The sequence below is a fragment of the Candidatus Magnetominusculus dajiuhuensis genome (assembly GCF_046044395.1).
Taxonomy (GTDB): Bacteria; Nitrospirota; Thermodesulfovibrionia; order Thermodesulfovibrionales; family Magnetobacteriaceae; genus Magnetominusculus; species Magnetominusculus dajiuhuensis.
In genome coordinates, this window is record NZ_JBJUSG010000003.1 from 41,826 (window position 1) to 59,974 (window position 18,149).

The following is an 18,149-nucleotide window of genomic DNA, read 5'->3' on the forward strand; positions in this document are numbered from 1 at the left end:
ATTTTTACGGCATACAGGGCTGGCCTGTAGTACTAATTAGAAATTACTGAATTCTCCTGATTTTATGGCACCTCCTTGATTGCCAATCCTCAGCAAGTCGCCAATTCGCTCTACGCCGCAGCAGGCCAGGGCGGCAATAAAGCGCTGAAAAAGCTGGGCCGTTATGTAGGCGTCCATTATGGCGTTATGGCTGACTGACGTGGGTATGGCAAAATGTTTAGCGATTTCATAAAGTGAAGGGTTTGTTTCCAAAGAAATACTATCTGAGTGGTAATGTCTGTCTGAAAGCCATTTATAGACGGCCAGCGTGTCTATGGATTTGTTTCTGAACGGCCGTCCGGTGAGTCTTTTGGTTTCCCTGCCCAAAAAGGCCAAATCAATCTCCACGCAGTGCCCGATGATAACGCCATCCCCACAGAAGTCTATTAACTCCTGCAGCACCGCCTCTATGCCCTCTGAGGCCTGAACATCTGACGGCGTGATGCCGTGAATAGTAACGCTTGGGCCGCAAAGGGGGATTTTGGGATTGACAAGCCTGTAAAAGGTGTCTGTGAGGAGAATCCTGCCGCCTGACATTTTCACTGCCCCTATGGAGACAATAGCGTCTCGTTTGTAGTCAAGGCCGGTAAGTTCCAGGTCAAGCGATACTGCGTCAAGCGATTCAATTGTGGCGTTACGGCGCGTCCCGCGGTTGTTGAAGAGTCTGTCTATGAACGCTACCATATCATCTCCCTGTACCGCTCTATGACCATGCCCTGAATCTTTGATATTATCTGAAATGCCTCCTTTACAGTTCTCTTCTGAAGATTTGTTAGTCTGTCCGGTCTGATAAAATTATCAGGCGGCAGGGCGTTTCTTATCTTTTCGTACTGGTGCTGGATTCTCAGGAGCATTATAAACTCAAAGGCGTGGATAAGCTCCTCGGCATATTGTTTTACTATGCTGTGCTTATCCGCAAGCTCCTCTATGCGTTTAAGCGTGGGAGTTGAGCCTACTCCTTTTTCAAGGGCAAACAGTCTGACAAGGTCAACTATTGGCGACACTCCCTTGACCTTCAGATTGAGCATGTCCTTGTGTTCGCCGCTTTTTTCAACGACAAAGGTCTTGAGAAAGCCGATGGGCGGGGCATTTTTTATGGCCAGGCTTGCCGCCTTGCCAATCAGCAGTCTGTTGTCCGCTATGTGGGACTGAAGGTGTACTCTGAAGGCGTCTGCGAGGCCATCTTCACCACAGATTGCCCTGAAGTCGAAGAGGGTTACGGCATTGAGGACGGCCTCTGGCGTGGGTGTGGCAGTCCAGTTAGCGGCGTACCTCTTCCACGATTTCAGCGGTTGGCGCCACATGGGATTAGACGCCATGTAGTTGGCAGGGCAGGGCGGGAAGCCGACCTTAAACAGGGCGTCGCGCACTAATGCCGAAAATCTGGAGAAATAGTCCTGAGCCTCACGCGCCTCTGCCTCGTTTACCGGGTCGCCGTAGATAATTGCATTGTCCTGGTCTGTCTTAAATGTCTGCTCTTTCCTGCCCTCACTTCCAAATCCAAGCCACACATAGGCAACCGGAGGAGGGCCAAGCTCTTTTTCAATGAGCGTTATTACCTTCCTTACGAGCCTGTCGTTTATCTCGGTGATGATTCTAAGGACATTGCCAGCCCTTGCCCCGTCACTAAGCAGCATATTATAGACGCCATTTATCTTGCCTGAGACGGGGATAAGCCCGTTGACAGACGACTGCGCCTCTATGTCCTTTACGATGGCAAGCGGCGAGGTGCCCTGCAAAAGCATTAAATCATGGTTTGTAAGTATGCCCCAGAGGCGCTTTTCTTTCATTACTAAGAGATGGTGGACGTTATTTTTGACCATGCTCAACACCGCCTCATAGCAGTACTCATCCGCGTCCACGCTTTTGAGGGAATGGCTCATAACTGTGTTAACCGGCTCGTTTACATCCTTGCCACGGGCGACAACCTTATCGCGCATGTCGCTGTCGGTGACGATTCCAACAGGGGCACCACCGGCGTCGAGAAAGATTAGTGAGCCGGTATGGCGTTCTGTCATAATGCGGGCTGCCTCTCTTATGGATATGCCGTGCGGGGCGGTTGAGAGATTTCTCTTTGCCACCGCCCCCACGCGGGTGTTAAAGAGGATTTTATCGCCGCAACTGTAAGTGAAATGCTTGTATTGGAGTTCCATCACGGCATCGTTGGCAACGGGATGCAGAAAAGACTTCGAGAACAGGTTTCTTGCCTCGTCGTCAGTGTCAATGAGTTTCTTTATCTGGTCCTTTCTCAGCAGATAGCATATGGTGTCATCTACGGCCTTAACATCAGTCCAGGGCACGTCTTCACCAAAAAGAGAATGGTAACCGATGACATCACCTTCGCCCTTGTAGTCAATCAACACCTCTTGTCCTTCGTAATCCAGAGAGTGTTTTGCCCCGCCTTTTCTTATGACGAACAGATAGGCCTCGCCGGGGCCGTCTTTCTGAGTGATTACCGCGCCCTTAGGGTAGAACTCTGACGCTATGCCCCTAATAGCGCTGGTGAGCGCCCTGTCGCTCAGAAACTGAAAGGGTGGAACCTTCCGCAAAAACAGGACTATATCGTCTAAAATCATACAGACTCAGACAGAAAGATTGCCCTAACTTGCTCCACGCCACCCATACCCACGCCACCCATACCCACTTCACCCATACCCAATTGTAATAAAAAAGCGATTTGTACTAAAAGTATCTCTTTAGCAATCCCTCAAAAACCTGTCCATGGCGCGCTTCGTCTTTACACATTTCGTGTACTGTGTCATGGATGGCGTCGAGATTGAGCTGTTTGGCCTTTGTGGCAAGGTCTTTTTTACCCTTACACGCGCCGTTTTCCGCGTCAACACGCGCCTTCAGATTATCTTTGGTGCTTGCTGTGAGCACCTCGCCGAGGAGTTCCGCAAATTTAGCCGCGTGCTCAGCCTCTTCAATGGCTATCCTTTTGTAGGCCTCGGCAACCTCTGGAAAACCCTCCCTGTCGGCCTGTCGGCTCATGGCAAGGTACATGCCCACCTCGGTACACTCTCCCATAAAGTTGGCCCTTAAACCTTCCAAAATCTCATTGTCCACGCCCTTGGCTACCCCTATTCTGTGCTCGTCTGCCCACTGTAGGGCACCGTCGCTCTTTTCGATGAATTTCTCAGCAGGGGACCCACATTGCGGACACTTATCAGGCGCCGCCGTCCCTTCGTGCACATAACCACACACGGTACATATAAATTTCTTCATGAGCTATACCTCCTTATAGTGGCGTTGATTATAGACGATTGTGCCTGTTTTAATCAATAGAAATGTAAACATTAATTAATCGGGCTTTGCTTATTGCCGCCGGTTTGATTATAATAATGCCGGTTGAGGACAGAAACATTTTACAGGCATGATAAACAATTAAGAGGTATCAAATGAAAAGGAAAAAGGTAAGCATAATTGGCGCGGGCCATGTCGGGGCATCAACGGCACAGTTGCTCGCGCTTGCCGGGATTTCAGACGTTGTGCTTTTTGATGTTGTTGAGGGGATGCCCCAGGGCAAGGCACTTGACCTCTCTCAGGCATGTTCGATATGGAATTCCGCCGCTTCAGTTATAGGCACAAACAACTACGCCGACACGGCAGGGTCTGACGTGATTGTTGTAACCGCGGGGATTGCCAGAAAGCCCGGCATGTCCAGAGACGATTTACTCAGGACGAATGCCGGGATTGTCAGTGCCGTCGGGCGCGGGATTGCCGGTGGCAGCCCCGACGCGGTTATCATAGCCGTTACCAATCCGATGGACGTGATGGCGCATCTGCTGTATAAGACAACGGGGTTTGCTCATCACAGGGTGATGGGAATGGGCGGTGTGCTTGACGCGGCACGCTTTAGTACGTTTGTCGCGTGGGAGCTGAATGTCTCCCCCGGCGCTGTAAATTCAGTTATACTGGGCGGGCATGGCGACCAGATGGTCCCAATGCCGCGATTCACGACCGTTAACGGCGTGCCGGTTACCAAACTCATACCAGAGGACAAAATCGAGGCCCTTGTAGAGCGCACCAGAGGGGGCGGGGCGGAGATAGTCTCCCTCCTGAAGACCGGAAGCGCATACTATGCCCCTGCGGCGGCCACGTTTCAGATGGTCAAGGCCATACTGTTTGACGAAAAAAGGCCGCTTCCCGCCGCGTGTTACCTGACAGGGCAATATGGGATAGAAGGACTTTTTGTCGGCGTCCCGGCCATTTTGGGGGCGGGCGGGGTTGAGAGAATCATTGAACTGAAACTAGACGATAAGGAACGGGAGGCATTTGTTAAGTCAGCGGGTGCCGTGTCTGGCCTTGTCAAGACACTAGATATTTAAATTGCCTATGCAGTTAACTCCGATATAGGGTTCTCTGGATTCCTGCTTTCGCAGGAATGACAGACAAGGCAGGGCAAATGAACACATAGACGTGTCATTCCTGCGAAGGCAGGAATCCAGTTTTTGGTTAACGGAGCTAACTGTATAGGCAATATATTTAATAATTTTAAAGGAGGTAAAACACATGGAAAGGACTTTCTCAATAGTGAAACCAGACGGAGTGAAAAAGAATCTTATAGGCGAGGTAATCAGCAGATTCGAGAGGCAGGGGCTGACAGTCGCCGCCCTCAAGATGCTGCATCTGACGAAAAAAGAGGCCGAAGGATTTTACGCGGTTCATAAGACAAGGCCGTTTTTTGACAGCCTGACGACCTTTATGTCCGAAGGGCCGATTGTGGCGATGGCCATAACAGGCAACAAGGCCATAGAAAAAGTGAGAGAACTCATGGGGGCGACGAACTTTAAGGACGCCGCACCGGGGACAATAAGGGCGGACTTTGCCTCAGACATTGAGCATAATATCGTTCACGGCTCGGATTCCCCTGAATCGGCAGCCTTTGAGATTTCATATTTCTTCTCTTCGCTTGAGATATTTTTTTAAAGTAAAACTTTAAGAAATCCAATGGAGGGGTGTTATGGCTAAAAAAACAGGTTTTCTATACAGCGATGTATATCTGAAACATGAGATGCCCGAATCTCATCCTGAGTGCAGCGACCGGTTAAGGGCGATAACGGCGGATTTGCAGGTATCGAAGATGTGGCCGTCGTTGATTAAGATAGCGCCTGAGCAGGCCTCATACGAGGCAATCAGGGCAGTACATGCCGACGAATATATTCAGCAGGTACAGCGTATGAAGAGGGGTTATCTTGACCCTGATACCTTTATGTCTGAAAACACGTACGAGGCGGCGGTCTATGCGGCCGGGGCGATTATTACGGCTATAAAGAAATGTAGGGATGGCGAACTTGAGCGAGCATTTTGTGCCGTCAGACCGCCGGGACACCATGCCGAGGAAGACAGGGGGATGGGGTTTTGCATCTTCAATAATGTGGCTATTGGGGCGCGGTTTGCCCAAAAAGTTGGGTATAAGAAGGTGTTTATAGTAGATTTTGACGTCCACCATGGAAATGGCACTCAACACATGTTTTATGACGATGACACGGTGTTTTATTTCAGCACACACCAGTATCCCCACTATCCGGGGACGGGTGGGGCGGCTGAGGTAGGAGTAGGGAAGGGCATGGGGTTTAATTATAATATCCCGCTGCGCGCTGGTTCAGGCGACACTGAAATGCACGAGGCGTATCACGTAAAGCTCCACGAGCAGGTTGCTAAATTCTCACCCGATATAATCCTTGTCTCAGCCGGGTATGATATCCACCGCAGTGACCCGCTTGCTGGCCTGAATGTCACTAACGCCGGTATCAAAGACATAGTGGAAGGCATACTAAGCGCCAAGAGGGGGATTCCTGTAATCTTCACCCTTGAGGGGGGCTATAGCCTTGAGGCCCTTGCCGCGTCTGTCCTGATAACGATGGAGGAGCTGCTGAACTTTGAGTGATACCAAAATACGATGAATGAAGTAAGTATCTGTCTGGTTTTTGGCTTATGTGCACATGTACGCTGTATAGCGTTATGTACCGAAAGATGGGCAATAGGAAAAGGAATGGACGAACGGGTGAAGCTGTGTCGCACCTGACACTTTTCGCGCTCCTTTCGATGAAGGAGAAAAAGATTGAATAAAGGAAAAATACAGGTTCAGGATGTTGATCTTGCTAAGGCAGAGATTGCGCTGTGGCGTGCGGCTGTCAAAGCGAAAAAGATTGCCGGGAAAACGAATACCCCGCTGGTTGTGTACGAAGGAGGATGTATAGTCAAGAAGTTTTCCGAAAAGCAAGGCACTCCAAACCATCGCAGTCGTAAGAGTTGAGATAATTTCAACTCATCAAAAATAAGGATTGGGAAACAATAGTGACACATCCCAATTAAGGCAAAATCTTCCTGATAAAGGCGTCCGCATTATAAGTCATTAGGAATAATTAGGAATGAAAGAACGCGTTTCTCAGGTTGGAGGGACCCTGCATATTAAAGGGGCTTCCGGTACCGGGACGGTGGAACAATCTCTGCACAATGATGTATAATTAAAGAGCATGGTCTTGTCAATATGATAAAATATAAAGATATCAACCACTTGGCACTAGTGACTTCAGACATGGACAGAACGATTCGTTTCTGGCGGGATTTGCTGGAGCTGAAACTCGTCGGCGGTGTGTCGAAACGTGGCAATAGACAATATTTTTTTCAGATTTCTGAAAGTTGCCTGATAGCTTTTTTCGAGTGGCAAAACGTCAACTCGTGTAAAGAGAAAGAGGCAGGTTCTCCGGGTGAGGAGTGCACCTCATTCGATCACGTATGTCTTGAAGTAGAGACCGCGGACATTCTATGGTTGTTAAAAGACAGGCTTGATGCCGCCGACATTTGGGTGTCGGAAGTCATAGACAATGGTTTTATCCACTCCATATTCACTAACGACCCTAATGGTATATCTGTGGAACTCTGCTACAGGGTGCCAGGGGTGGATATGTCGCAAGACCTCCACATAGTTGATTCCACACCCAGCGCAGTAACGCTTCAAGGTCGCAACCCCCAGTCATTTTGGCCGGAATTGAAAAAACCGACTTCACTGAGTGAACGTAAGGTTTTCCACGGTGAGCTGAGCGTCATTGTCAGTGGTGAGGATGCCCTGCCATGGGAATGAAATTAGGGACACATCCAATACTGTCCGGTATGATAATTGCTGAGCGAAACAATTTGCGGCGGTGAGGGGGGTCTCAGGATTTTGAGTAACCTAACGGGCGATGTCGATGATTTAAGGCATTGTCAGCAATGCCGTTAATCGAACATAGCTCTCGCCATGATAGCTGCGGAGAAAAAAATACCCCTCAGCTATTTATCAGATTTTTTGCAAACTTTCTATATGTTATTCTAATTCCCCGTCAGTAGACACGCCCATAAAGTGAAAACACAGCATTTCATATGTCCGCTTCGTGGGCTTTCTGCCTATCATAGCTCAATTTTCGTCATGACATGCCCACGTTAAAACGCTTCCCCCTTCTGACAGCCTGTAAAGCAGCATATTTCCTAAATATAGGTAAGGCCAAAACTATACAAAACGATTACGCTTACTCCGCATTTTAGAATTAAAGCACCAACGCCGTCATATGTCTATATAATCTATAAGGTCAGGGATTTGTTCTTTTACCTGCTTTTTAGATTTCTTTACCGCGCGCTCAAAAAGGCGCTTTATGAGCAGCTTGCCTCCGGCATCCCGTATGTCGTATTTCAAGTGATCAATGATTAATTCTATTGTGCTGCGGTACTGTATAGGGTCTTTATTTTTATCAATGCCGCGCAGTACTTCTATGCACTGGGCTATGGCCTCAACGCCCGCCAGCGCCCGGGCAAGTTCAGATTCAGGGTTAGATTTGGTCACTGCATCCACAACGCCGAACTCCAGGGTTTCATTTAACAGGTATTCTTTTATCATCGAAAGCGTTATCCTGCCTACCAGCTGATGCTTTATGTGCGGCGCTGCGAGGACCAAAAACCGGTAGTATTCATTAGCCAGCGTATTTGCAAACTCACGCGGAAGGTCTTTTATGGTAGTTATCTCAGACCGCATAAGCTCTTCACATAGCGGCAGCAAATCCTCATCAGGCGTCAGTTTATCAGTCGTCACACTGTTTCCCCGGGATTAAAGTCATGTATTTTTGATTCCTTTTGATTTGTATCATCACCGCCGCTCCTAATGGTTGAGTATAAGTGAAAGGCGCAGTCAGGACCTATCAGCCGTGCCGCCCCCTTGTAGTGAATCCACACCTTGCCCTTCATAATCATCGTCCTGTACTTGTACCTGATTCTCATTTGCTCGGCCTTTTCTGTCTTCATACCCCTATCCCTCGTGGTTCTTTTTTTCGATGGCCCTGCGATAAAGTCCTTCGTATTGCCTTGCGGCGGCAGCCCACGTAAAACGCTTGCTCATCGCCCTTTGGATAAGGCACTCCATCAGGTCTTTGCGGTTGTAGTATGTATAGACCGCCCACTTAACCGTGTTTATGAGGGCGTCGGCGGTCAGGTCATAGAATTTAAATCCCGTGCCGGTATTATCCAACTCGCTGAGGTTTTCTACGGTATCGTTAAGACCCCCGATTGCCCTGACAATGGGTAGCGTGCCATAGCGCATACTGTACATCTGATTCAACCCGCATGGCTCAAAGCGCGAGGGCATAAGGAAAAAGTCCGACCCCGCCTCAATCTTATGCGCAAGCGTGTTGCTATAACCGATGTAACAGCCAAACTTATCTTTATGTAGGTTGGGTATATCGCCAAAGAAGAAGTGCGCCCACACCTCGCCCGTCCCCAGAAGCACAACCTGAACATCCAGCTCTAAAATCCCGTATATCGCCTCGGCAAGGATGTCTATGCCTTTTTGCTTGACCAGACGCGTTACAAGCCCTATGACAGGGACGTCCGGCCTCTGTGGCAGTCCGAAAACCTTCTGTAAATCGGCTTTACAGAGCGCCTTGCCCGCGAGATTATCTATTGAGTAGTTGGCTGATATGTGTGAATCGGTTTCGGGATTCCAATTTTCGTAGTCAACTCCGTTTAGGACGCCATATAAATCTGCCGCCCTGTCTCTGAGGACGCCGTCAAGGTCAGCGCCAAACTTAGGTGTCTGGATTTCCACGGCATATGATTCGCTGACTGTGTTTATGAGGGTTGAATGATATATACCGCCTTTGAGCAGATTGGTCTTGCCATCCCTTTCAAGTTCGAGGTAATTAAAATGCTCCCACCCGACCCCGAGGACGTCCATGAGGCCCTCGTAGAACTCCCCCTGATGCAGCATGTTGTGAATGGTCAACAATGTGGCGGTACTGCTGAAAACGGGGTCGTCTTTGTAGGCGGTGTTCAGGAAAACTGGTATAGCCGCGGTGTGCCAGTCGTTTACGTGGACGCAGTCTGGCCTGAACCTCAGTGACCTGCAAAGTTCTATCGCAGCCCGCGAAAAAAATGTAAAACGGTTGTCGTTGTCCATGTAGCCGTCGCCGTCAGCAGTTGAATAAAGCCCACCCGGGCGGCCAAAGAAATATTCGTTTTCAATAAAATAGACAGTAGTCTGTGTGCCGGGCAATTTGCCTTCCATCACAGAGGCCTCCACTGTGCCGATTACCCCCATAGGGACTGAAAGCCTCTTTTTACGTGCCTTTAATTTGTATCTTCTGGGGTCTATCTGATAGTAGAGCGGCAGGACGAGCCTGACATCGTGCCCTATCTCTGACAGCGCCGCTGGCAACGCCCCCGCAACATCGGCAAGCCCGCCTTCCTTCACGAAAGGGACGGCCTCGGAGGCCACTATTAAAATCTTCAATCGTGACTCAGCCATTGCTGATATTATTATAACATTTATTGGGCAGTGTCATTGTGAAAGATTTCTACAAATATTTATACCGGCGCAATCTTAGTATAACGGGCAGACGCGATGCCGCGATGGTGGAAATTATTATTGAATTAGTTAAATATTTACTGTTATACTTATTGAAGTCATATAAATCACCAGTAAACATGGGGGGCATCAGCATGAAATTAAAAATCTATCTATTAGCGGTATTATTATATTTCGTTACGGCATTTCCTGCATGGGCGTGGCCAGTCAGCGTTCCTAAGACCGGGCAGACAAGCTGCACTGATAATGCCGCTTGTACTGGCACAGGGCAGGATGGTGATACACTTTCTGGATATGCCTGGCCAAGTCCAAGATTTACGAACAACGGCGACGGGACTACAACCGACTTATTAACCGGCTTGATTTGGGTTCAAGATATTTATAAAGCTAGTTCTACAATTAACAGGTGTTCCGGTGGTAGTTATTATGATAACTGGAAGCCTGTGTTGAATTATATTGTCTGTGCGAATACTGTCGGCTACCTTGGACATAAAGACTGGCGGCTGCCGAATATTAACGAGTTGGAAAGTTTGCTAAATTATGGTCAGGCAAATAATGCCACATGGCTTCAAAATGCAGGTTTTAATTTTTATGGCAGTGACGCATTCTGGTCGTCCACTACTGCCGCAGACAATTCGTCATCCGCATGGCAAGTTTATATTGATGAATGGCGAGTTACAAGAGAAAATAAGGACCAGACTACTCTTTCCGCTATGTTAGTGCGAAGCGGTGTGAATTCGGGTACGTCCACCGTTTGGGCAACCGGCCAAACAAACACCTACTATACAGGCGATGATGGGGTAAAACAGACTGGAACCGCATGGCCAGTTCCAAGATTTACCAATAACTACGACGGTACGGTAACTGATCAGCTTACCGGCCTGATGTGGACTACTAATGCAAACATAAATGGAGGCGGCTCATGGCAGGATGCTCTCAATTACATAAAGACTATTAATTCAAACAATCTCTACAGCCATAATGACTGGCGTCTGCCAAACATACGTGAGCTTAGAAGCCTTGTGGATTATTCACAGTCCAATCCTGCTCTACCATCAGGACATCCGTTTACCAACGTGCAGTTGGGCGCCTCGGGCTATTATTGGTCTTCCACCTCAGCCCATGAATCATGGAACGCGCTTGGCGTACTCATGAGCACTGGCAATTATTATGAGAACTATAAATATACCAGCCCATACTACGTGTGGCCGGTACGAACCACAACCGGCAATACTGGCAATAAGGTTTATTTAACAGTTATTATGATGGGCACGGGCTTAGGGGTTGTAACAAGCACCGATGGAAAAATCTACTGTAGTACTTATAGTAACTCCAGTTGCACAGTCTCATATACTGCGCCATTTACAACAACATTGGACGAGACTGCAGCATCCACCTCTACAGTCTTTCAGGGGTGGGATGGCGGCGGCTGTTCCGGCGTTGATCAAACTTGTACAATAAATTCAAGCGACAACGTAACCGTAAGGGCATATTTCAAGGATACTACCAAAGACCAAATCCATCCCGTTGAGGACTATAACGGCGATGGGAAAAGCGATCTTTTATGGCAGGCATGGAATCTTTCCCAAGGCGTGAAAAACTTTTTCACATGGTTGATGTCCGGCGGTATTGTTACGAACACCGCTTATAGCAACATACCTGTTGACCCGAATTCATATGTATCGGGAAGCGGAAACTTTCGCGGTAATGGAGTGTGGGGCGCGGTAACGGTCAATAAATCAACCGGCGCGGTTAGCATTATCTGGCCATATGATAATACCAGCGGCACTATCAGCACATCTGTGGACTCCACTTGGCAAATTAAAGGAACGGGGGATTTTGACGGCGATGGCAAGAGTGATATTTTATGGCAGAATTCGACAACGGGTGCTGTAGCCGCTTGGTTTATGGACAATATTACGATTAAAAACGCGGGCGTTGTTATCTCATCAATGGACTCCGCCTGGCAGATAAAGGGTGTCGGGGATTTCAATGGCGACGGCATGAGCGACGTTCTATGGCAGAATTCGACAACAGGCGCTGTCGTCATCTGGCTTATGAACGGGACTACGATTAAAAGCACTGGCGTTGTCATGTCATCAATGGACTCCAGTTGGCAGATAAAGGGCGTTGGCGACTTCAATGGCGATGGTATGAGCGATATACTATGGCAAAACTCAACCACAGGTGCGGTTGTCATCTGGCTTATGAATGGGACTTCTATAAAAAGTTCCAATGTCGTGGCGTCATCGGTTTCCTCCGACTGGCAGATAAAGAAGGTGGGGGATTACGACGGCGATGGTATGAGCGATATACTATGGCAAAACTCAACAACGGGTGCTGTTGTCACATGGCTTATGAACGGGACTTCTATAAAAAGTTCCAACGTTGTGGCGTCATCGGTTTCCTCTGACTGGCAGATACAGTAACCAGATGCTTAATTATATTTGAGTACTTTTCTTTCTGAATGGACTGGAAACTCCAGGCCGTCCTTGTGAATATATGCGAGCTTGGCCTCAATCTTTACGAGTTTTTCATGCTCTGGAAAGACGGCGTAATATTTTTCGGTCGTAGTCATTCTGGGCTGAAGGGAATAGTCAAGGATGTCCTTTATTTCCCATGTGTCATAACGCCTGTTGCCCTCTATGTCGAGTCCTGGCTCAAAGAACTCCTTTTTTGCCGACCAGATAACCTTGTCATTTTCGTCTGTGGCCGTCACTGTAAGGAGCACTCGTGATGTCCACATGCAGCCGTCAGGTACTCTGTGGCCGGCCTTATTGGTTATATCCACCGTTATGGCCGCCGCCGGTATCCACTTCTTTTCGCCGTATGATTGACTCTTAAACGCCCTTGCATTTAACTCAAGGAGCATTCCCTCTTTGAGCATGTCCGGCACATAGGCACCGGGAAATGTGTGTCCCCGATTGTTTTTTCTCATGTGGCACTCCTGACAGTTCGTCTGCCCACCTGCGGCAACGTACTGGTCCCTGTAGCTTTGGGCAATGGTGCTGCAAATAATCCTTTCACTGTCAGGGGCGGTGTAAACCCCATGGCACTGCATACAGAATATGGCATTATCAAGATACGTTGTCTTTTTAACGTTGTGATATGTCGTATTTCCTTTGCTGACATTGCCGGGGCCGTAAACGGTCTGCTTTTCGGGCGTATTGGGTGGCGGCACGGCCTTCATGTTGTGGCATGTATAGCAGGATACGTTTAAGTGGGATAGTAAATCTTTTGCCTTTTTCTTGCCTTCAGGGTTTGCAGACTTGCCGCCCGCTAGCTTAATGGCATCCACCACCTCCCTTACAAATTTCTCGGAGGCATACTCCATAACAGGGGCGTGGCAGGTCAGGCATTTCATAAGCTCCGTCCTCAGGGGCAGTCCCTTTCTCACAGGGTCTCTCTCTATGCCGTCAACTATATATGAATATATGCCGTCTATCGAATGAAGCAGCGATGAGGAGTGTACCGACATCTTCCATTGCATAGAGACTTCGCCGTGGCAAGAGGCACACGCCTCCGACGAGTTTTGGATGTCCTGCTCCTTGTCTATCTTATCTGCCAGGCCGACGGCGGAGCCGGGCGCTACCATCAATAATAAATTTAACATTAATGCCAACATCAGGTATCTGTTCATAACCGTAACCTCATTTTATGATTATTTGTTATTGTATATCCATAGGCCGGATAAACTTGATATAGACCATAGACCAGTTCCCAAGTATTATAAAGATCATCGTAACGAAACTCGACACCGCCAGCGTGGACGCCCCTGTCAGGCCGTGGCCAATGTTACATCCTCCGCCCACAACGGCGCCAAATCCCATGAGAAGACCGCCCAAAAAGGCGTCTAACGTCTCATTTGCCCCGCATGATTTCAGCTTACACTCCCCAATTTGTTTGCTGCTTAAATATGAACCGAACACCACCCCGAATATAAGAAAAACACTCCACGTAGGGTCATCCCCCTGCATAACCCACCTAAACAGTTCCACTGTCGGGCCAGTAAAAGACATCCCACGCGCCTTACCCCCATAGTAATCCGACGCCCACCATGCGGCTATCCCGATAATGCCCAATACCGGCCCGGCAACATACCATGAGTATCCTCTGCGAGACTTCTTAAAATCTCCTCTGAGGATAACAAACAGAAATACCGCCCCAAGCACCGCAATAACTATCCACTTATTGACGCCGAACAGGTTATAGAGCGTCAGCGGGTAGATGTCGGCATGGGTTGCCCATGACTCATCAACTTGCCTGGCGGTCAGGAGTTTCAGGCCGTCTCCGGTAAGCCAAATCTGGTAATTGGACAGCGATTGGTAAAGCCTGAGAAGCATCCCCTCTGACGTGGTTAAAATACCGACAAAAAATCCAAGCACGCTAACCCATGCCGGCACTATCCCCTCGCCAATCTTAAACCATATACCGCTGGCACACCCGCTTGCCATCACTATCCCGATGCCAAACAGATAACCGCCCATAACATTGGCCACAGGCATAAACCCCTGCCTGTAAAGTACCTTAATAACACCGGTATCCTCAAGTATATTCGCCCCGATTATCATTATTAAAAGCGCGGCAAGATATGCCCTGAATATCTCAGTGTTTTTCACTAAAATCATGTCCCTGAAGGCCGAGTTCATACAAACCCTGCCCCGCTGCAATACCCACCCCAACAAGGCCCCTACAACCAGCCCGGATATTACCATCTTAATCATCGTATCTCACCACTGCCCCCAAACGCCAATGCCACCAACGCCCGTGCTTATAAGATACACACTGTGATACATTATAGCAACAACCCTGATGCTTTGAAAAGGGGGGGCAGGTTCGTGGATGAATTACCGCATGGGGTAATCATAATTATTTATGGTGGTGGTTTGCCAAAGGCAATACTATTTTGATACAATAGTGAGGTTGTGAGTTACTACGGTATGGCGTGGGATTCGGTTAATTTCAGAGCCAGGGCAAAATGGTGGATCTCATAAATTAATTAAACGCGTTTATGTGGAAAGAGAGGTAGGCTATGAAAGATAAAATGCTTAATGACTTGTGTTTTGCCATTGACAAATTAAGCGCTCAGGAGAATGCGGCACATACGATTCATGAAATAATCTATGAGTTAAAGAATTCGCTGGATATAGTTTCTGCGGTGCTTGTCGAGAAGAATTCACACGACGACTACCTTGAGATTAAAAACAGGTATAACGTGTCGGAGCAATTTACCCGCTCTTACAAGCGAGGAATTGGTACCGGCGTAATAGGACGGATATTTTATAACGATGAGCTCGCCGTAGTACTCAAGGGGGAAAATGAAGACGATTATAAAGACCTCATGATAGAGCACGACTATGAGATGGCGATAGTATTGAGGGTATCGGTTGAAGGCCGGGTGCTTGGATTTCTGGCCCTATATTTTTCCAATAAAGTTGTAATTACGGAGCAGCTCAGGAAATTCCTGATCTCAATAGTTAAATTGTGTTCTGAGGCAATACGAAAAGAAAAGTTGCTTGGTTTTGTAAAGGAAATGCGCAGTGTTGACCCGCAAACAGGCCTGCTATATTATCACTTCTTTTACCAAAAGTTAAAAGAAGAGTTCGATAAGAATAGAAGAATGAACATCCCGATGACTGTTGCCATAATGGACATGGACAATTTTAAACGTGTAATGGGTGTCTATGGTCTGGATACCGCTCATGAGTTATTCAAAGAGCTGGCCGATGAGCTGCGTGCCTTTGTCAGAGGAATAGATATGCTGGGGCATTACGGCACAGACGAGTTCATCATATACATGCCGAACACAACACTGAACGATGCTGAACTGGTACTCAACCGTTTCCTTGATAATCTCATCCATAAGAGATTCACCCCGAATAATTTATGCACGTCACTTTCTATGGGTATCGCATCCCTGCATCAGGATGACTCATTGGAAGATTTGCTTAGCAACACCCAGCGTGCCCTGTATAAATCAAAGTTGAAGGGAGGGAAAATCTCAAGATGCGACGAATAATAAACGATTTTCTCAACTTGATCAGCTATGTTTGAAATAACAAGGGTTGAGAACTTTTCACCCTCGACATTCCTGTGGGAGATTAATGCCCCTGAGATTGCGTGGGCGGCCAGGCCCGGGCAGTTTGTCATCGTCCATTGCGATGAGACCTCTGAGCGCATTCCACTGACAATTGCGGATTTCGACGCTGTCAAAGGCACGATAACGATTGTAATTCAGGCGGCAGGCAAGGGCACGATGCAGATGATGGAGTATAAGGCGGGGGACCATGTATCAGCCGTAGCAGGGCCGCTTGGCGAGCCGTCAGAGATTGAGAATTTCGGTACGGTGGTTTTAGTGGGCGGTGGGCTGGGGGTTGCGCCCGTATATCCCATACTCCGCGCGTTAAAACTAAAGGGCTGCTATACAATCTCAATAATCGGTTTCAGGTCAAAATCCCTTGTTTTTTGGGAAAGTCGTTTTCGCGACTATTCAGATGAGTCAATCATCGTAACTGACGACGGCTCATACGGCGAAAAGGCATTAGTAACGCAGCCATTAAAAGACCTCCTTATGGAGAGGCAAATCAACCGCGTCATAGCGATTGGCCCGCTTGTCATGATGAGGGCCTGTGCCGAGGTAACACGCCCATTTGGAGTGCGCACGATTGTCTCGGTGAATCCCATAATGGTTGACGGCACGGGGATGTGCGGCAGTTGCAGGGTAAGCCTTGGTGACGAGGTGAAATTCGCCTGCATAGACGGCCCTGACATGGACGGGCATCTTGTGAATTTTGACGAGTTGCTGATTCGCCAGAAGCGGTTCGTAAAATATGAAAAACAGTCATTAGCCTTACACGAAAAGAAGAAATGTCCAAAATAGCAAGACAACACTCAGCCCATCTGCCCCCCGACACGCGGCGCACGAATTTCATGGAGGTCGTCTGCGGATACACAGAGGCAGAGGCCCTCACCGAGTCCGGCAGATGTCTGCAGTGCAAAGAGCCGTTATGCAGCGTTGGTTGCCCGGTCAGGATAAACATAAAGGGATTCATTAACTTTGTATCGAAAAAGGATTATAAAGGCGCGTATAAGACAATTACAGAGGCCAACCTATTTCCCTCGATTTGTGGAAGGGTATGCCCGCAGGAGAGGCAGTGTGAGGCAGGGTGCATACTGGGGAAAAAACAACAGCCCGTAGCCATTGGCCTTCTGGAGCGATTTGTGGGAGACATGGCGCAGCAACACAACTGGCAGGAGACGCGGCCCATTGATCTGATTGGGCCAACCAGCAAGAGGGCGGCGATAATTGGCTCAGGCCCTGCCGGCCTGGCCTGTGCATATGACCTGGCGAAGGCAGGGGTAACAGTCGTAGTATTTGAGGCCCTGCACCTGCCCGGTGGTGTGCTGACTTATGGGATACCACAGTTCAGGCTGCCCAAGGAAAGGGTCTTCAGGGAGATAGAGAACCTTACAAGGCTTGGCGTTACAATAGAGACAAACAGGGTAATCGGCAAGATACACACAATTGAAGACCTGATGAGCAGGTTGTCATTCGATGTGGTTTTTATAGGAACCGGTGCCGGTTATCCAAGGAATCTCGGCATAAAGGGGGATTCACTAAACGGCGTAATGTCTGCCAACGAGTTTTTGACGAGGGTAAACCTGATGCGCGGGTTTGACTTCCCACGGTACGCCACCCCTGTGGGGATAGGAAAGAATGTTGCGGTAATAGGGTGTGGCAACACGGCGATAGACTCCGCGCGAACATCGCTGCGCCTGGGGCCTGATAATGTCTATATCGTCTACAGGCGGACATTAGAAGAAAGCCCCGCGCGTAAAGAGGAAGTTCGCCACGCGATAGAGGAGGGCGTACAGTTTATCTGCCTTACCACTGCGAAGGAGATAATACCGGACAACGAGGGCTGGGTCAAGGGTATGAACTGCGTACAGAAAGACGAAACCGGAAGTTCCGAAATCTTATTAAATGTAGATACGGTAATCTACGCGCTAGGGACGATGGCCAACCCGATAATCGCAAGGACAACCCCTGAGCTAACAACAGACAAGGCCCACTACATAGAGACCAACGGGGAGAGTTTGATGACCTCAATGCCGGGCGTGTTCGCCGGTGGCGACATAACCAGAAGCGGGGGGACATTCACCACAGTAATTCACGCAATGTCAACGGGAAGGCGCGCGGCAAAGGGTATGTTAGAGTATTTGGAGTCTAACGCCGAAGCCGCCAACGGGCGGCAGCCCAAACCCAATAGATAAA

The 18,149-nt window shown here is 48.6% G+C and carries 17 protein-coding genes; 9 read left to right on the forward strand and 8 right to left on the reverse strand.

Annotation, left to right across the window (positions count from 1 at the left end):
* Window positions 1–36 precede the first annotated feature (36 nt).
* The 3 genes from AB7D94_RS00905 to AB7D94_RS00915 all read right to left on the reverse strand — a co-directional run bounded on the left by AB7D94_RS00905 (window position 37) and on the right by AB7D94_RS00915 (window position 3,264).
* The gene (locus AB7D94_RS00905) at window positions 37–723 is read right to left on the reverse strand and encodes a 3'-5' exonuclease (RefSeq protein WP_420263758.1); all 687 of its coding nucleotides are present in this window, start codon (window positions 721–723) and stop codon (window positions 37–39) included.
* Window positions 717–2,615: a DUF294 nucleotidyltransferase-like domain-containing protein gene (locus tag AB7D94_RS00910; RefSeq protein ID WP_420263759.1), complete on the reverse strand. Its 1,899-nt coding sequence runs from the start codon at window positions 2,613–2,615 to the stop codon at window positions 717–719. The genes AB7D94_RS00905 and AB7D94_RS00910 overlap by 7 nt, the downstream gene beginning before the upstream one ends.
* 106 nt (window positions 2,616–2,721) lie before the next feature.
* Complete coding sequence (locus AB7D94_RS00915; protein ID WP_420263760.1) at window positions 2,722–3,264, reverse strand: NADH peroxidase; 543 nt, start codon at window positions 3,262–3,264, stop codon at window positions 2,722–2,724.
* 173 nt (window positions 3,265–3,437) lie between these two features.
* On the opposite strand from AB7D94_RS00915, the gene mdh reads away from it, so the two are divergent.
* The 5 genes from mdh to AB7D94_RS00940 all read left to right on the forward strand — a co-directional run bounded on the left by mdh (window position 3,438) and on the right by AB7D94_RS00940 (window position 7,126).
* The gene (gene mdh / locus AB7D94_RS00920) at window positions 3,438–4,367 is read left to right on the forward strand and encodes a malate dehydrogenase (protein ID WP_420263761.1); all 930 of its coding nucleotides are present in this window, start codon (window positions 3,438–3,440) and stop codon (window positions 4,365–4,367) included.
* A 184-nt stretch (window positions 4,368–4,551) separates the two neighbouring features.
* Window positions 4,552–4,968 (forward strand): nucleoside-diphosphate kinase, encoded by a 417-nt coding sequence (gene ndk, locus AB7D94_RS00925; RefSeq protein ID WP_420263762.1) that lies wholly within the window; start codon window positions 4,552–4,554, stop codon window positions 4,966–4,968.
* A 34-nt stretch (window positions 4,969–5,002) separates the two neighbouring features.
* On the forward strand, window positions 5,003–5,929 hold the full coding sequence (locus AB7D94_RS00930; RefSeq protein WP_420263763.1) for a histone deacetylase family protein: 927 nt from the start codon (window positions 5,003–5,005) through the stop codon (window positions 5,927–5,929).
* A gap of 174 nt (window positions 5,930–6,103) precedes the next feature.
* On the forward strand, window positions 6,104–6,298 hold the full coding sequence (locus AB7D94_RS00935) for a hypothetical protein (protein ID WP_420263764.1): 195 nt from the start codon (window positions 6,104–6,106) through the stop codon (window positions 6,296–6,298).
* Between the two features lie 261 nt (window positions 6,299–6,559).
* Complete coding sequence (locus AB7D94_RS00940; RefSeq protein WP_420263766.1) at window positions 6,560–7,126, forward strand: VOC family protein; 567 nt, start codon at window positions 6,560–6,562, stop codon at window positions 7,124–7,126.
* Window positions 7,127–7,585: 459 nt separating this feature from the next.
* Here AB7D94_RS00940 and AB7D94_RS00945 read toward each other — a convergent pair whose 3' ends face one another.
* From AB7D94_RS00945 to glgA, 3 genes are read right to left on the reverse strand one after another with little or no spacing between them, the layout of a single operon-like run.
* The gene (locus tag AB7D94_RS00945; RefSeq protein ID WP_420263767.1) at window positions 7,586–8,107 is read right to left on the reverse strand and encodes a hypothetical protein; all 522 of its coding nucleotides are present in this window, start codon (window positions 8,105–8,107) and stop codon (window positions 7,586–7,588) included.
* Window positions 8,104–8,316, reverse strand: a complete 213-nt coding sequence (locus tag AB7D94_RS00950; RefSeq protein ID WP_420263768.1) for a hypothetical protein — start codon at window positions 8,314–8,316, stop codon at window positions 8,104–8,106. Before AB7D94_RS00950 ends, AB7D94_RS00945 begins: the two co-directional genes overlap by 4 nt.
* Before the next feature lie 4 nt (window positions 8,317–8,320).
* Complete coding sequence (gene glgA, locus AB7D94_RS00955; protein WP_420263769.1) at window positions 8,321–9,814, reverse strand: glycogen synthase GlgA; 1,494 nt, start codon at window positions 9,812–9,814, stop codon at window positions 8,321–8,323.
* A 194-nt stretch (window positions 9,815–10,008) separates the two neighbouring features.
* Between glgA and AB7D94_RS00960 the strand changes: the two genes are divergently transcribed.
* On the forward strand, window positions 10,009–12,303 hold the full coding sequence (locus AB7D94_RS00960; RefSeq protein WP_420263770.1) for an Lcl domain-containing protein: 2,295 nt from the start codon (window positions 10,009–10,011) through the stop codon (window positions 12,301–12,303).
* An 8-nt stretch (window positions 12,304–12,311) separates the two neighbouring features.
* Here AB7D94_RS00960 and extKL read toward each other — a convergent pair whose 3' ends face one another.
* Together extKL and AB7D94_RS00970 are read right to left on the reverse strand one after the other, a co-directional pair.
* A complete protein-coding gene (gene extKL / locus AB7D94_RS00965; protein WP_420263771.1) occupies window positions 12,312–13,514 on the reverse strand; it encodes a multiheme c-type cytochrome (seleno)protein ExtKL in 1,203 nt (400 codons plus the stop codon).
* 28 nt (window positions 13,515–13,542) lie between these two features.
* Window positions 13,543–14,598, reverse strand: coding sequence for a YeeE/YedE family protein (locus AB7D94_RS00970; protein WP_420263772.1), 1,056 nt, complete (start codon window positions 14,596–14,598; stop codon window positions 13,543–13,545).
* 308 nt (window positions 14,599–14,906) lie between these two features.
* Here AB7D94_RS00970 and AB7D94_RS00975 point away from each other — a divergent pair, with 308 nt between their 5' ends.
* Genes AB7D94_RS00975 through gltA form a run of 3 tightly spaced genes read left to right on the forward strand, consistent with a single transcriptional unit; the run spans window position 14,907 to window position 18,148 of the window.
* Window positions 14,907–15,893 carry a sensor domain-containing diguanylate cyclase gene (locus AB7D94_RS00975; protein WP_420263773.1) on the forward strand — a complete coding sequence of 329 codons (987 nt, stop codon included), beginning with the start codon at window positions 14,907–14,909 and terminating at the stop codon, window positions 15,891–15,893.
* 27 nt (window positions 15,894–15,920) lie between these two features.
* Window positions 15,921–16,754 (forward strand): sulfide/dihydroorotate dehydrogenase-like FAD/NAD-binding protein, encoded by an 834-nt coding sequence (locus tag AB7D94_RS00980; RefSeq protein WP_420263774.1) that lies wholly within the window; start codon window positions 15,921–15,923, stop codon window positions 16,752–16,754.
* A complete protein-coding gene (gltA, locus tag AB7D94_RS00985) occupies window positions 16,742–18,148 on the forward strand; it encodes an NADPH-dependent glutamate synthase (RefSeq protein ID WP_420263775.1) in 1,407 nt (468 codons plus the stop codon). The genes AB7D94_RS00980 and gltA overlap by 13 nt, the downstream gene beginning before the upstream one ends.
* Window position 18,149 lies beyond the last annotated feature (1 nt).

Coding starts and splice junctions, on each gene's coding strand:
- AB7D94_RS00950 (WP_420263768.1), bottom strand. CDS start 8,316: ATGAAGACAGAAAAGGCCGAGCAAATGAGAATCAGGTACAAGTACAGG.
- AB7D94_RS00970 (WP_420263772.1), bottom strand. CDS start 14,598: ATGATTAAGATGGTAATATCCGGGCTGGTTGTAGGGGCCTTGTTGGGG.
- AB7D94_RS00910 (WP_420263759.1), bottom strand. CDS start 2,615: ATGATTTTAGACGATATAGTCCTGTTTTTGCGGAAGGTTCCACCCTTT.
- AB7D94_RS00905 (WP_420263758.1), bottom strand. CDS start 723: ATGGTAGCGTTCATAGACAGACTCTTCAACAACCGCGGGACGCGCCGT.
- AB7D94_RS00980 (WP_420263774.1), top strand. CDS start 15,921: ATGTTTGAAATAACAAGGGTTGAGAACTTTTCACCCTCGACATTCCTG.
- ndk (WP_420263762.1), top strand. CDS start 4,552: ATGGAAAGGACTTTCTCAATAGTGAAACCAGACGGAGTGAAAAAGAAT.
- glgA (WP_420263769.1), bottom strand. CDS start 9,814: ATGGCTGAGTCACGATTGAAGATTTTAATAGTGGCCTCCGAGGCCGTC.
- extKL (WP_420263771.1), bottom strand. CDS start 13,514: ATGAACAGATACCTGATGTTGGCATTAATGTTAAATTTATTATTGATG.
- AB7D94_RS00915 (WP_420263760.1), bottom strand. CDS start 3,264: ATGAAGAAATTTATATGTACCGTGTGTGGTTATGTGCACGAAGGGACG.
- gltA (WP_420263775.1), top strand. CDS start 16,742: ATGTCCAAAATAGCAAGACAACACTCAGCCCATCTGCCCCCCGACACG.
- AB7D94_RS00975 (WP_420263773.1), top strand. CDS start 14,907: ATGAAAGATAAAATGCTTAATGACTTGTGTTTTGCCATTGACAAATTA.
- AB7D94_RS00960 (WP_420263770.1), top strand. CDS start 10,009: ATGAAATTAAAAATCTATCTATTAGCGGTATTATTATATTTCGTTACG.
- mdh (WP_420263761.1), top strand. CDS start 3,438: ATGAAAAGGAAAAAGGTAAGCATAATTGGCGCGGGCCATGTCGGGGCA.
- AB7D94_RS00930 (WP_420263763.1), top strand. CDS start 5,003: ATGGCTAAAAAAACAGGTTTTCTATACAGCGATGTATATCTGAAACAT.